Origin of the sequence: Plantactinospora solaniradicis, assembly GCF_042658085.1 — a bacterium.
Classification (GTDB): Bacteria; Actinomycetota; Actinomycetes; order Mycobacteriales; family Micromonosporaceae; genus Plantactinospora; species Plantactinospora solaniradicis.
The window spans coordinates 795,188-807,202 of the sequence record NZ_JBHSPR010000010.1; the positions used below are offsets into that span (position 1 = coordinate 795,188).

Here is a 12,015-nt window from a genome sequence, read left to right on the forward strand (position 1 = left end):
GGCCAATCTCGTGTGGACGTTCAGGGCCGACCTCGGCCATGGCTCACCGGATGGCCCTGTGTCGCGGGGCTGTCCCCAAGGCGCCTTGGGGTGTTTCTGACGTCGGCCATCGGTGCTGGGGAGGCGGTTGTCGCCGGTTGATGGGATGGTCACTAGTCCTCGTCAACGCTGGTTGGCGGCGCGACGCCAGGCGGCGCTGGGCAGCAGGCGTAGGCCGTTGAGCCCGACGATGATGGTGGAGCCTTCGTGTCCGGCGACGCCGATCGGCAGGGGCAGGGTGCCGATCAGGTCCCAGCTGACCAGGACGACGATGCAGGTGCCCGCGATGACAAGGTTCGCGATGACGAGTCGGCGGGCGCGGCGGGCCAGGCCGATGACGGTCGGCAGGGTGGCGAGTTCGTCGCGGGTGATGACCGCGTCGGCGGTGTCGAGGGCGAGGTCGGCTCCGGAACGGCCCATGGCGATGCCGATATGCACACGTCGCTGCCGGATTTCGAGATGCCCAACGAGGAGCAGGTACACCTGGCGGCCGAGACGTTCCGCATGCTGGCCGACCCGACCCGGATCAAGGTGTTGTGGGCGCTGTTGCAGGGCGAGTCATCCGTTGCCTGCCTCGCGGAACTCGCCGGTGCCGCCCCGACCGCCGTCAGTCAACACCTGGCCAAGCTCCGGCTCGCCGGACTGGTCAAGGGCCGCCGGGAAGGGACGTTCGTCTACTACTCCGCAGCGGACGAACACGTCCGCGGGCTGCTCCGGCAGGCCCTCTTCCACGCCGACCACCTCGATCGCGACCTGCCGGACGCTCCCATGCGCCCGATGGCATCGGCCATCAGCGCGGCCGACGACGCGGGAAGCGCCAGGGGCGACGCGTAGCCGACATCACTGCGGCTACTCAGACGCGGAGCCGGTCGCGCTGCCTGCCGTGATCGATCGGTGCATCGGCTACGGCCCCAACCTCGTCCTCATCGAGTGAAGTCCAATCGAATCCCCATTGGTGGTTGAGTGAGCAGGGGTGGGAAGATCGACTCGGGCGTCGCTAATCCCACAGGCTCGGTGTTCGTAGCTCCCAGGCCGGACGGTGCCCCGGCCTGGCCAGTGGTTTCTGTCCGTTGACGTCCCAGTGCGGGTCGAACACGGCGCGGGCTGCCGCTCTGCTGGTCCGATGAGTATCCGCTGCCCCGGCGGAGACACGGCTCTCGATCATGAGTTTTGGTACGAGGGTTCGCTCGCGGTCATCTGCTCGCCGAGCGCATTGCCTCGTGGTCGACGCCAGCGTTTCGTCAGCAGGCCGTGCCGTGGTGCGAACAGCCAGGAGGTCAGGAACGCGGCGGTGGTGACCAGCACGATGGTGCCGCCGACCGGGGTGTCGTAACTCCAGGAGAGGTAGAGCCCGACAACCGCCGACGCACCGCCGACGATTGGGGCGAGCAGCATCATCATGCCCAGCCGGTCGGTGAGCAGCCGAGCGGTCGCGGCTGGAATGATCAGCAGGGCCAGCACCAGGATGTTGCCGATGGTCTGTAGCGAGATCACCACGGCCAGGGTCACCAGTACGTAGAGCAGGATGTCGAGCCAGAAGACCGGCAGGCCGATCGCCCGGGACATCTCCCGGTCGAGGCTGACCGCCACCAGTTCCTTGTGCAACGCGAACGCCAGGCCGAGGATGACCAGCCCGGTGCCGCCCACCAGGTACAGGTCCCGGTCCGGAATGCCGGTGATCGAGCCGAACAGGAACTGTTGCAGTGAGCCGGCGTAGCCGGGCGCCTGAGAGATGATCACGATGCCGAGGGCGAACGTGGCGACCAGGAAGACGCCGATCAGAGAGTCCTCCTTCAGCCGCCGGTTCTGGGCGAAGACGGCGATGAGCAGCGCGGTGGCGATGCCGGCGACCGCGCCGCCGAGCACCAGGCTGCCCTGCAACACGAAGGCGACCGCGAGGCCGGGGAAGACCGCGTGCGCGACGGCGTCGCCGATGAAGGCCATTCCCCGGAGTACGACGTAACAACCGACGACGCCGCAGACCACGCTGGACATCACCGCGATCGCCAGTGCCTTGGGCAGGAAGGCGAGGTCGGGGTTGAACAGGTCGGTGAGGAAGTCGGTGATCGACACCTAGGCCGCCTTCACGAGTTTGAGCAGCGCGGACCGCTCGCTGACCCCGAAGGTCCGCTGCCAGATTTCGGGGTCACGCAGTTCGGCCGCTGATCCGTCGGCGATCACCCGGCCATTCAGCAGTATCAGTCGGGTACTCGACTCCAGCGCGGCGACCAGGTCGTGGGTGGTCATCAGCAGCGCCCGGCCCTCCTGGGCGAGGCTGGTGAACAGGTCGCCCAGGAGTTCCTGGGTCGGCAGGTCCAGGCCGGTGAAGGGCTCGTCGAGCAGCAGGATGCGCGGCGACAGTGCGAGGGCACGGGCCACCAGGACCCGCTGCCGCTGACCGCCGGAGAGTTCGCCGACCGGTCGGGTACGCAGATCGGACAGCCGTACCCGGTCGAGCGCCTCCCCCACCGCCCGCCAGTCCGGTACGCCGGGCCGGCGCAGCAGCCCGAGCCTTCCCGTCCGGCCGGTCAGCACGGTTCGCTCGACCGAAATCGGGAAGTCCCAGCTGAACTCGTGGCGCTGCGGCACGTATCCGATCGCGGTACGGCCGCGCCTGGCGGGCTCGCCGTCGACTCGGATCTGTCCACTGCGGGTGCGGACCAGCCCGAGCACCGCCCGCAGCAGGGTGGTTTTTCCCGCACCGTTCGGTCCGAGCAGTCCGACCAGTTCGCCGGGCTCGACGTGCAGCGCTACATCTCGTAGCACCGGCCGGCCGCCGAGATCCACGTTCATGTCGGCGATGTCGAGCGCTCTCACGACCGGCTCTCCGACGTCGGATCCGCGTCGGTCGGCCCGGCGGCTGCCCGTTCGACTCGCTCGCGTTCTGCGCGGCGCTTGGCGCTGCCGCCGCGGACCTGCACCCAGATCAGGGCGACGATGAGCAGCACCGCGACCCCGACGAGCAGGGCGATCAGGGCTGACCTGCCGCCACCGGAACCGTCCGCCGCGGCGCCGTCGCTGTCCGACGTCGCTTGGGCCGCCGGCCCGGATGGGATGTCCGCGGTCGCGGTGAACGCCTCGTCGGTGCTGGTCGCATCGCCCACGGCGATCCGCAGCAGCTTGGTGTCGGCGACCTGCTCTCCGTTGGTCAGGTCCGCCGATGCCTGGATGGCCACCAGGTAGACGCCGGGTCGGGTGAAGACCCAGTTGGCGTGGGTGTGGGTGTTTACCTCCACCCAGAGCGGCTGGGGTTTCGGCTCGGCGGAGCGCCACAGCACCTGCGGGGCGGCGAAGTTGCCCGACTGTAGGTACACCGTCATCGCGCCCGGCCCGCGGACGCCGAGCAGGGTCAATGTCACGCCCCGGTCGATGTCCCGCATCACCCGAGGATCCTGGGTGTTCCACCCAATCCAGACCACATCCGGCTGCTGCGTCTGCGGCACGACGTACACCCGCTCGCCGGCGTCGACGTCGAGGAACGCGTACGCCGGGTCGTCCGGAACCGTCTGGAGGGCCGCGTCGGAGACCTGCAGTACCGTCTCGTCGGGGCTGCGCCACACCGGTCGCTGCGCGTCGTCGTGGATCAGCAGCGTCCAGCGGTCGTCGACGTACCGGGGCCCGACGTCCACGTGCCCGGCCTTCAGCACCGCCCGGTCGGTGGCGAGCGGCTGGTCCGGGGCGATCGACTGGTCCAGGCCCGGCGTGGGCTCCGTGGCCACCGCCGATGCTCCGGGCGCGATCAGCACCAGCAGCACGGCAGCCACCGCACCGCACCGGACGGCGAACCTCGTCCTTGCGCGCGCATCCTGTCGCACCGGTGCGCCGATCACTGTCGCCTCCCGTTGTTCGGCCTGGTCAGGCAGTCCCGCAGCGATTCCGCGTTGAATCGCATCATCTGTCCGTAGGTTCGGACGTCGCCGCCGAAGCTGTCGCCGTAGATCTCGCAGACCCGTAGGCCCTGCTCGCTGGCGACCTCGGTCAGGGTCGTCGAGCGGGCCGTCAGGTTGGGTTCGAGGAACACCGCGCGGATGTCGAGGTTGCGGATCGTCTCGGTGAGTCGGCGTCGGTCGGCCAGGCTCGGCTCGGTGGCCGGGTTCGGGGTCACGAAGCCGGAGATCTGCACGTCGTAGGCGTCGCCCAGGTATCCGAACGCGTCGTGGGTGGTGACCAGGTGCCGCTGCGGCTGGGGTATCTGGGCGATCGTGTCCCGGACGTAGGTGTCGAGCCGCTCCAGTTCGGCGATGTAGTCCGAGGCATGTGTTCGGTATTCACCGGTGCCGTCGGGGTCGATCCCGATCAGGGTGTCCCGGATCAGTTCGACGTAGGCGATGGCGTTGCGGACGTTCTGCCACAGGTGCGGGTCGATCTCGCCGTGTACGTGCTTGCCCAGCACCGCCTGCGGGAGTTGGTGGACCTGGGTGCCGGGCCGGCCCAGGAACCGGAACTTGCGGTCGCCGGGTACCTCGAGCAGCGCCTTGTTCGGCACCTCGATCACGGTGTTCGCCGGGTCGTACGCCCGCTGGTCGGCCTCGCCGCCACCCTCCGGGTCGGCGAGCAGGTACAACCGTTTCTCGTCGAGGTCGACGGTGAGGTCCGCGTGCCCCGAGTTCAGCACCGCCGCGTCGGTCATCCCTGGTACCGAGTGCGGATCCACCCCGACCGCGAAGGTGAAGGTCTGCTCCCCGAGCGGAACGGGCTTCGTCTCAGGCGTGACCGCGAGTTGGGCCCGCATGGTCAACCGGTAGACGCCCGGCTTGGTGAACGCCCAGCTCATGTGGGTGTGGGCGTCCGGGGGCAGCCGGGCGGTGTCGTCCTTGAACCCGTTCGCCGGGTCGAACCCGTCGGCGGAGTTGACGTAGAACGACGGGTTGCCGAACGACTCGGTCAGGTAGGCCGTCATGGCGCCCGGTCCGGTGGCGCCGGTGGCGCTGAGCAGGATGTCCGAGGAGCGGTTCGCGCCGTCGGCCGTGCCGCTGCCCCGGACCCGCATGCCCAGCCAGATCGTGTCGAGGGAGACGTCCTCGACCAGCGGGATGATCTCGGCGGCGTATTTCACCGCCCCTTCGGCGAGCGAGATGTTCGGCATCCCGGTCCGCAGGTTGGCGTCGAGCGTCTTGATGATCGCGTGCTCCTCGAGCAGCAGATAATTGCTGAACGCCACGTCGGCGTAGACCACGTTGCGGACATCGCGGAGCGAGGGTTCGTAGCTGTGCGGGTCGGCGCCGTCCGGCACCAGGGAGCTGACCGCGACCCGGTCGCCACCGACCTGGCGTACCAGGTCCTGCAGGATCCCGGTGGTGGTGACGACCTGTACCCGCTCGTCGTGCCCGCTCAAAGTCACGGTCGATCGGCAACCGCTGGCGAGAAGTCCCACCAGGACGGTCAGCGCGGCTATCCGCATGCGGTGCCGAATCAGCGGTACGACCGCACTGTTGGGACGCCGCCTAACGGCCGGCATACGCACGACCCTCCCCACGTGTCATGGACATCCGTCCGTCGTCCCGGCCGGGTTGGCGATGCGCCGGTGTTCTCGGCCGCGATCACTCTCACGGACCGACCGCACGGTACCATGAAAATGGGAACGGTTATCAACTGGCTCGAAGGTCAGCCCTCCGGAACCGAGCGGGACCCGGGCGTCCAACGAGCAGCGTCAACGTCCCGACCTCCGGCACCTGCGCCCGCCGGGACATATCAACAAGAAAATTACTCATCCCGAGCATTGCGCACACACACCGTAAAGAAGAAAATGGGTGTCACGATCGTTTTCGGGTTCTACTTGAGGAGGGTCATGTCTCTCGCTGTTCCCCCCGCCCTGCTGGAGGCCGCCGAGCGCGGCTCGGTGGACGACGCCGCGTTCGTCGACTGTGTCCGGGAGTCGCTGCCGTACGCGTGGCAGACGGTCAGCCAGGTCGTCGCCGAGCTCAACACCTCCGACGACGACTTCGCCGACAACGTCATTCCGCCGCCGGGCGAGGCCGAGCGCGGGCAACTGCTGCGTGCGCTGGCCAGCGACGCCATCAGAGGCGGGCTGGAAAGGCACTTCGGCGTCCGGCTCGCCTTCCAGAACTGCCACCGCGTGGCCGCGTTCCGCCCCGCCGCGGTCGACTCCGACACCTACCGCCGCTTCGTGTCCACCCGTGGTCAGCTGCTCAACCAGTCACCCGAACTGCGTGACTGCTGATCCACCGGAGGCCGTCCGGCGAGTGGGGCAGGTCGCAGCGCATCTGTTCCTGCTCGCCGGACAGCATCCCGGCACCACTGCGGCCGAGTCCCTGGCGGCGGCCCACCGGTACGGACTGGCGGCGGAACGGTACGGCTACGCGGGAGTGTGGATCGCCGAACACCACTTCACCTCGTACGGCGCCTGCCCGTCCGCCCCGGCCTTCGCCGCGCACCTGCTCGGCGCCACTCGACATGTGACAGTCGGCACCGCGGCCTGCATCCTGTCTAACCGCCACCCGGTAGCGCTGGCCGAGGAGGCGGTCCTGCTCGACGAACTCTCCGGCGGACGGTTTGCCCTCGGCGTCGCTCGCGGCGGGCCGTGGGTCGACCTGGAGGTCTTCGGCACCGGGCTGGACCGGTACACCGACGGCTTCGCCGATTCCGTCGACCTGCTGACACGCTGGCTCCAGGGCGACGAGTACGTCGCCGGCACCAACCGGTTCCCGTTCCGTGCGGTCCGCGTGGTGCCCGGGCCACGCCGACATATCCCGGTCTGGATCGCCGCCACCTCCATCTCAACCGTCGAGCTGGCTGCCCGGCGAGGGCTTCCACTGCTGCTCGGTATGCACGCGACCAACACGGAGAAAGCGGAGCTGCTCGAACGGTACGCCCAGATCTCGGTCTCGCACGGTCACCGGCCCGCGGCCGCCCCCCACGCGAGCGCGCACCTTGCCTACGTCGCCGACACCGACACCGAGGCAAAAGCCGCCGTCCGGGCCGCGCTGCCGGGGCTGCTGTCCGGCACCGACGAGTACGTCCGCATCGACGGCTCGCCGTCGCCCCGGCCGGAACGCAGCCGATATGTCGACACGCTCCTGGACATCCACCCGGTCGGCGGCCCTGCCCACTGCCGACAGCGGCTCGCCGAGGCGGCCGCGGTTCCCGGCGTACGACATCTGCTGTTGATGGTCGAGGCCGCCGGCGGCCGGCAGACCACTCTCGACAACATCGCCCGGCTCGCTTCCCAGGTGCTCGACCTGACCCCGCCCGGCCCGAGCGGCTGGGATTCCACCGATGGCCGCGTGCGGCGGCCTGTCCCGGCACAGTGACCGAGGTTGCCGAGCGCTCGGATCCGAAGCGCGCCTCGACGGCGAGCATGACGATCTCGACCAACGCCCCCACCGACAACACGACCGATACGACGCCCGGGTATGGGACGTCGCACCGGCCGGTCGTTCCCGACGGTGATCTACCACGCGTCGAGCGCGCGGTCTAGGCGAGGACCTGGAAGGTGAAGGTCTTGGAGCCGGAACTGACGGTCGCTCCGGTCGCCGCGAGCGTGCCGGTCACCTGGAAGGTGACGGCGTAGGTGCCGGCGGTGTCAAAGCCCCAGTTGACGTGGGCGTGGGAGTTGTAGTTGACGTTCAGGTTGTCCGGCAGCCCATTGCCGCTGTCGAACAGCACGTTCGGGGATCCCAGCGAGGTGGTGTAGATGCTGAACCCGGCGGGCCCGCTGACGCTGGTGAGCCGGAACGTCACCCGGTTGTTCTGGAAGACCCCGCTGGGCACCTCGGCGGTGTTCCAGCCCGCCCAGAGCAGTCCACTCGTGTTGGCCTGCGGGAGGATCCAGGCCTGCCCGCCGGTGCCGAGGAATGACCAGGCGGATCCGCTCGGCACGGTGACCTTCGCCGTGGCCGGCACCCGGAACACGACGTCCGCGGGGTTGCGTTCGACGTCGGTGGACCCGGTGCCGTCGAGCACGTTGACCAGCAACGCGCCGGAGGCGTAGTCGACGTCGATGACGTCGACATGGCCACTGGTCAGCACGACCGGCGCCGCCTGGGCGGGCACCGCCGTTCCGGCGAGCAATCCGCCGAGCAGGATCAAACCGGCCACACCTCTGCTACGCAGACTCATTCGCTTGCCTCTCACAGGTCCTTCTCTCTGGTCAGGACTTCACGACGAAGCGCAGGTTGACGGTCTCGGAGCTGACCCGCTGGCCGGAGGCGGCGAGCGTGGCGATCGCCTTCACCTTCACGGTGTAGGTCCCCGCCTGGTCGAAGGCCCAGTTGGCGTGCAGGTGGCCCCCGACGTTCAGGCCGATCGTGTCCGGGGTTCCGTCGCCGCTGTCGATCAGCAGGTTCGGCTGCCCGACGGCGTTCTCGGTGTAGACGGCCAACTGGCCGGGCCCGACGACTCGTACCACGCTGAGCGTGACCGCGTCGCCGGAGAAGACTCCGGCCTCCAGTTCCTCGCTGGACAGGCCGGGCCAGAGCAGGCTCTCGTCCTGTGCCTCCGGCAGGATCCACACCGGAGCACCGGGAGCGCCGAGGAACCCGAACGCGGGATCGGTCGGGACGGTCGTCCTGGCCTCGCGCTTGACCTTGAACAGCACGTCGTCCGGCTCACGCTCGACACCGGGATCGACGGTCTCATCGTGCACGCCGATCTCGAGAACGCCGTCCTCGTACTCGACGTCGACCACGTCGACATGGCCGGCGGCGAGCACGAGGCGGGACGCGGTGGCCACCTGGGCCTGTGCCGGCACCGCCGAGGCGACCAGGGCGGCCCCGATGGCGCTTACCACGAGCAGACGGCGAGGGGTACTACGCACAGAGAACTCCCTTCCCCACGATCCCCGATGGATCGCTTGTTGAAAACGATAGTCGTTTTGATTAACTCGCGGAAGTGGTGAACGTGACGACAACAGCGCGCGGGGTCCGATCCGGACAGCAGATAGGGACCCCGGGCGCCCGAATGGCCGCCGGCAGGACTTCGCACCGCAGGTCGCGCCGGCTGCTACGCGCCGCTCTCCTGGACCTGTCGGTGGCCGCTGGGGCGGCGGCGTCTGGCCAGGTAGACCAGCAGAATCCCGACGGCCACCAGGAGAACGCCGCCGAAGCTGGCCGGGATCACCCACGAGTCACCGGTACGGGCTAATCCGCCGTTTCCATTGCCCGAGCCGTTGCCCGAGCCATTGCCGGACCCGCTGCCGAAGCCGCCGTCCGGGTCCGTGCTGTCGCCGACCGCAACCGCCAGGGTCTTGGTGTCGGTGACCGCCTTGCCGGCGCTGGTGGTGCCGCTCATCTGCACCTCGAGCCGGTACAGTCCCGGCTTGCTGAATCCCCAGTTGCCGTGGGCGTGTGTGTTGGGCGGGATGCTCAACTGTTGCGGGAGGCTCTTGGCCGAGTCGAACAGCACGTCGGCGTTGCCGAACGATCCGGTCAGGAAGAGGATGAATTTCCCGGGGCCGTCGACGCCCTTGAGGGTCCAGACCACGTTGCCCTTGACCGCCGCGACGACCGACTCGTGCTGCGTGTTCCAGCCCGGCCAGACGATCCCGGACTGCTGCGCCTGTGGCAACAGCCAGACCGCGTCTCCCTCCTTGCCCAGGAAGTCCGCCCCGGCCGGCACCGTGGTCTTGGCCTTGTCCTTGACGTGCAGCACCACATCGGCCAGTTCCCGCCAGACCGGCGGACTGACCGTGTCGTCCTTGAGCCGGATCGTCCAGGTCCCGCCCGTCAACTGCGGCCCCATGTCGACATGCCCGTCCGAGATGACCTTGCGGGTGCCGGTCGTCGCGGCGGCGACCTTCGGGGCCGGACCTTGCGCGGGTGCCTTGACCGCACCTGCGCTGTCTTCGCGGGCCGCCAGTGGCTCCGCCATCGGCTGCGGCAGGGACTTCGCCCTGTCGGCCGGAACTGCCGCCGGCGGTGGGGCCGCTGGTGGTCCCGGTGTGATCGGTGGCACGGCCACCCGGTAGGTCGCCTCGGTGGTCACCTCCCGGCCGGAGAGCAACGTCGCCGACACGGCAAGGGTGATCCGATAGTCGCCGGCGGCGTCGAACGCCCAGAGCACCGCCGGGGTCCGGCTCGCGGTGGGCAACTCGACCTGACCGGCGAGGTCGGTGCCGAACAGCGGCGTGACCGTACCGAGGCCGGACAACCGGTAGGCGGTGAACCGGCCAGGACCGTCGGTGGCACGTAGCGACGCCGTGATCCTGTCCCCCCGCACCGCCCCACGCGCCACGCCGATGGTGTCGAAGCTGGGGAAAGCGGTCCCCCCGGCCGCGAGCAGCCACACCGGCCGGCCGGGCGTGCCGAGGAACGAGAAACGGCTGTCGGCCGGCACCCGACCGGCCACTCCGCCATCCGGTCCCAGGACGGTATCGGCCGGATCGTGTCCGGGGACTCCCCGGGCGATCTGGGTGGCGTCCCGTATCCGCAGGGACAGTGCGCCGTCGACGAGCGAGACGGACATCAGGTCGGCACCATCGGTGCTGACCGGCACCGGGGCGGCCCGTGCTGGTGCGACCCCGGCGACCAACGCCAGTACGGCCGCCGCGAACCCGGCGGCACCGGCTCGCAGACTGGGAATTCTCATCATCCTCCTTCGCTGGCATACGACATTGTCAAGATCACGTCCCGCCCGGCGGTGCGGCGCGGGACGAAGACCGGATCCATCGCTCATTTCTCCGGGTCGCCCGACGAATCCCCTGGCGACCGGGTCGCATCGCGAGCGGCGCCGGGTGCCCGGCCGTTTTGCCCGTTCATCGGCTCGTCGGCGGAGCTGCCCGGGATCCCCTTGGCGGCCTCGATGCGTCCCTGTTCCCGGGCCGCGGCGACAGCCTGGGCAAGGTCCCGAGCCGTGCGTCGCCGCCGGCGTCGGCGGAGCCTCAGCAGGACCCAGCATCCGATGACCGTCAGGATGACGAGCAGCAGTTGGCTCCACGGCAGGGCCCAGACCGCTCTGCTGTCGGCCACGGACAGCGGCGGAGGGTCGATCACCTGGCCGTCGACCGTCACCGGGGTGACGGTGGTGGTGGCAGTCAGCCGGAACAGCGGCGCCACCCCGGACAACTGGACGCTCACCCGGACCGCGCCGCCGGGCAGGATCTCCGGCACCGGAGCGCCGGTGGTAGTCCGGGCCGCGAGCCCGAAGGGGCCGGTCGCCCGCAGCGTCGGCTGGCCGCCGAGCCGGACGTTGCCGGTGTTCCGGAGCATCGCGGTCACGGTCAACTCGCCGCCGGTGATGGGGTTGTACGACCCCCGATGGCGGACCCGCAGATCCTCCAGGGCCAATGCGGGTCGCAGCTCGCCGGTCACCCGGAGGTAGACGCGGGTGCCGACCCGGTGGTCGACCGAGACCTGGTTGCCCTGGGCGTCGGTGCCGGTGGCTGCGAGCGCGGCGACGATGCCGCCGGTGTGGTCACCCGGGGTGGCGTTGGCCGGCACGGTCAGCGTGAACGGCAGGTCCATCCGGGAGGTCGCCGGGACGGTCAGGGTCCGGGTGGGAAGTCGTACCCAGGCGCCGACGTCGACCGGTTTCTCCCGGCCGGCGAGCAGATCGAAGCCACCCTGTCCGGTGGTGAAGGCGTCGCTGGCGTAGACGGTCAGGGTGACCGGCCCGGCGGAGTGGTTGGTGACCGCGACGTAGTCGGTGACGCTGGCGCCGGGGTCGAGCTTGTAGCGCAACGATGCCCTGCCGTCCGGTCCCTTCGGACTCGACGGCGTCACGCCCCAGGTGACCGGGGACTCAGCGGGCGGGGATACGGTCGTTCCGGGCCCGGAAGTCGCGGACGCGGCCGGGGTCGGAGCGGCTGGGGTCGGCGTCGGGGCGGCGACGGCCGCCGGTGGGGCCAGGCCGATCAGGACGACGGTGACGGCGGTGACGGCTGGCAGTCGCATGGCGGGGTCGCGGATTCCGTTCGTAGCTTCTCGTGGGGTTTTCGTCGCGACCGCGACCGCGGGATGGACGAGCGTATGCAGACCACTCGGCTCCACCCCGCGGCCGGGCCGCTACCCGTTCCAGGCG

At 69.6% G+C, this 12,015-nt stretch carries 12 protein-coding genes; 3 read left to right on the plus strand and 9 right to left on the minus strand.

Features of this window, described 5'->3' with window-relative positions; all coding sequences use genetic code 11:
* Nucleotides 1-162: 162 nt before the first annotated feature.
* Nucleotides 163-459 (minus strand): hypothetical protein, encoded by a 297-nt coding sequence (locus tag ACFP2T_RS16095; protein ID WP_417629206.1) that lies wholly within the window; start codon nucleotides 457-459, stop codon nucleotides 163-165.
* A gap of 39 nt (nucleotides 460-498) precedes the next feature.
* Between ACFP2T_RS16095 and ACFP2T_RS16100 the strand changes: the two genes are divergently transcribed.
* Nucleotides 499-873, plus strand: coding sequence for an ArsR/SmtB family transcription factor (locus ACFP2T_RS16100; RefSeq protein WP_377422209.1), 375 nt, complete (start codon nucleotides 499-501; stop codon nucleotides 871-873).
* A gap of 327 nt (nucleotides 874-1,200) precedes the next feature.
* On the opposite strand, the gene ACFP2T_RS16105 is transcribed toward ACFP2T_RS16100, so the two are convergent.
* From ACFP2T_RS16105 to ACFP2T_RS16120, 4 genes are all read right to left on the minus strand, one after another.
* Complete coding sequence (locus ACFP2T_RS16105; RefSeq protein WP_377422211.1) at nucleotides 1,201-2,112, minus strand: anchored repeat-type ABC transporter permease subunit; 912 nt, start codon at nucleotides 2,110-2,112, stop codon at nucleotides 1,201-1,203.
* Complete coding sequence (locus ACFP2T_RS16110; protein WP_377422862.1) at nucleotides 2,113-2,832, minus strand: anchored repeat-type ABC transporter ATP-binding subunit; 720 nt, start codon at nucleotides 2,830-2,832, stop codon at nucleotides 2,113-2,115.
* A 20-nt stretch (nucleotides 2,833-2,852) separates the two neighbouring features.
* On the minus strand, nucleotides 2,853-3,803 hold the full coding sequence (locus tag ACFP2T_RS16115) for a choice-of-anchor M domain-containing protein (protein WP_377422213.1): 951 nt from the start codon (nucleotides 3,801-3,803) through the stop codon (nucleotides 2,853-2,855).
* Between the two features lie 62 nt (nucleotides 3,804-3,865).
* Nucleotides 3,866-5,440 carry an anchored repeat ABC transporter, substrate-binding protein gene (locus ACFP2T_RS16120; protein ID WP_377422864.1) on the minus strand — a complete coding sequence of 525 codons (1,575 nt, stop codon included), beginning with the start codon at nucleotides 5,438-5,440 and terminating at the stop codon, nucleotides 3,866-3,868.
* 387 nt (nucleotides 5,441-5,827) lie between these two features.
* On the opposite strand from ACFP2T_RS16120, the gene ACFP2T_RS16125 reads away from it, so the two are divergent.
* Both ACFP2T_RS16125 and ACFP2T_RS16130 read left to right on the plus strand, forming a co-directional pair.
* Entirely contained in the window at nucleotides 5,828-6,220 is a 393-nt protein-coding gene (locus ACFP2T_RS16125; protein WP_377422214.1) for an SCO5389 family protein, read from the plus strand.
* Nucleotides 6,210-7,310: an LLM class flavin-dependent oxidoreductase gene (locus ACFP2T_RS16130; RefSeq protein WP_377422216.1), complete on the plus strand. Its 1,101-nt coding sequence runs from the start codon at nucleotides 6,210-6,212 to the stop codon at nucleotides 7,308-7,310. The genes ACFP2T_RS16125 and ACFP2T_RS16130 overlap by 11 nt, the downstream gene beginning before the upstream one ends.
* A gap of 163 nt (nucleotides 7,311-7,473) precedes the next feature.
* On the opposite strand, the gene ACFP2T_RS16135 is transcribed toward ACFP2T_RS16130, so the two are convergent.
* From ACFP2T_RS16135 to ACFP2T_RS16150, 4 genes are all read right to left on the minus strand, one after another.
* A complete protein-coding gene (locus tag ACFP2T_RS16135; RefSeq protein WP_377422218.1) occupies nucleotides 7,474-8,118 on the minus strand; it encodes a choice-of-anchor M domain-containing protein in 645 nt (214 codons plus the stop codon).
* A gap of 31 nt (nucleotides 8,119-8,149) precedes the next feature.
* Nucleotides 8,150-8,815: a choice-of-anchor M domain-containing protein gene (locus ACFP2T_RS16140; RefSeq protein WP_377422220.1), complete on the minus strand. Its 666-nt coding sequence runs from the start codon at nucleotides 8,813-8,815 to the stop codon at nucleotides 8,150-8,152.
* 185 nt (nucleotides 8,816-9,000) lie between these two features.
* Entirely contained in the window at nucleotides 9,001-10,584 is a 1,584-nt protein-coding gene (locus ACFP2T_RS16145; protein WP_377422222.1) for a TIGR03773 family transporter-associated surface protein, read from the minus strand.
* 83 nt (nucleotides 10,585-10,667) lie between these two features.
* The gene (locus ACFP2T_RS16150) at nucleotides 10,668-11,888 is read right to left on the minus strand and encodes a WxL protein peptidoglycan domain-containing protein (RefSeq protein ID WP_377422224.1); all 1,221 of its coding nucleotides are present in this window, start codon (nucleotides 11,886-11,888) and stop codon (nucleotides 10,668-10,670) included.
* Nucleotides 11,889-12,015: the final 127 nt, after the last annotated feature.

Excerpts from the sequence above, each read along its gene's own strand:
- ACFP2T_RS16095 (WP_417629206.1), bottom strand. The coding sequence starts at position 459 with ATGGGCCGTTCCGGAGCCGACCTCGCCCTCGACACCGCCGACGCGGTC.
- ACFP2T_RS16100 (WP_377422209.1), top strand. The coding sequence starts at position 499 with ATGCCCAACGAGGAGCAGGTACACCTGGCGGCCGAGACGTTCCGCATG.
- ACFP2T_RS16110 (WP_377422862.1), bottom strand. The coding sequence starts at position 2,832 with ATGAACGTGGATCTCGGCGGCCGGCCGGTGCTACGAGATGTAGCGCTG.
- ACFP2T_RS16120 (WP_377422864.1), bottom strand. The coding sequence starts at position 5,440 with ATGCGGATAGCCGCGCTGACCGTCCTGGTGGGACTTCTCGCCAGCGGT.
- ACFP2T_RS16125 (WP_377422214.1), top strand. The coding sequence starts at position 5,828 with ATGTCTCTCGCTGTTCCCCCCGCCCTGCTGGAGGCCGCCGAGCGCGGC.
- ACFP2T_RS16135 (WP_377422218.1), bottom strand. The coding sequence starts at position 8,118 with ATGAGTCTGCGTAGCAGAGGTGTGGCCGGTTTGATCCTGCTCGGCGGA.
- ACFP2T_RS16145 (WP_377422222.1), bottom strand. The coding sequence starts at position 10,584 with ATGAGAATTCCCAGTCTGCGAGCCGGTGCCGCCGGGTTCGCGGCGGCC.
- ACFP2T_RS16150 (WP_377422224.1), bottom strand. The coding sequence starts at position 11,888 with ATGCGACTGCCAGCCGTCACCGCCGTCACCGTCGTCCTGATCGGCCTG.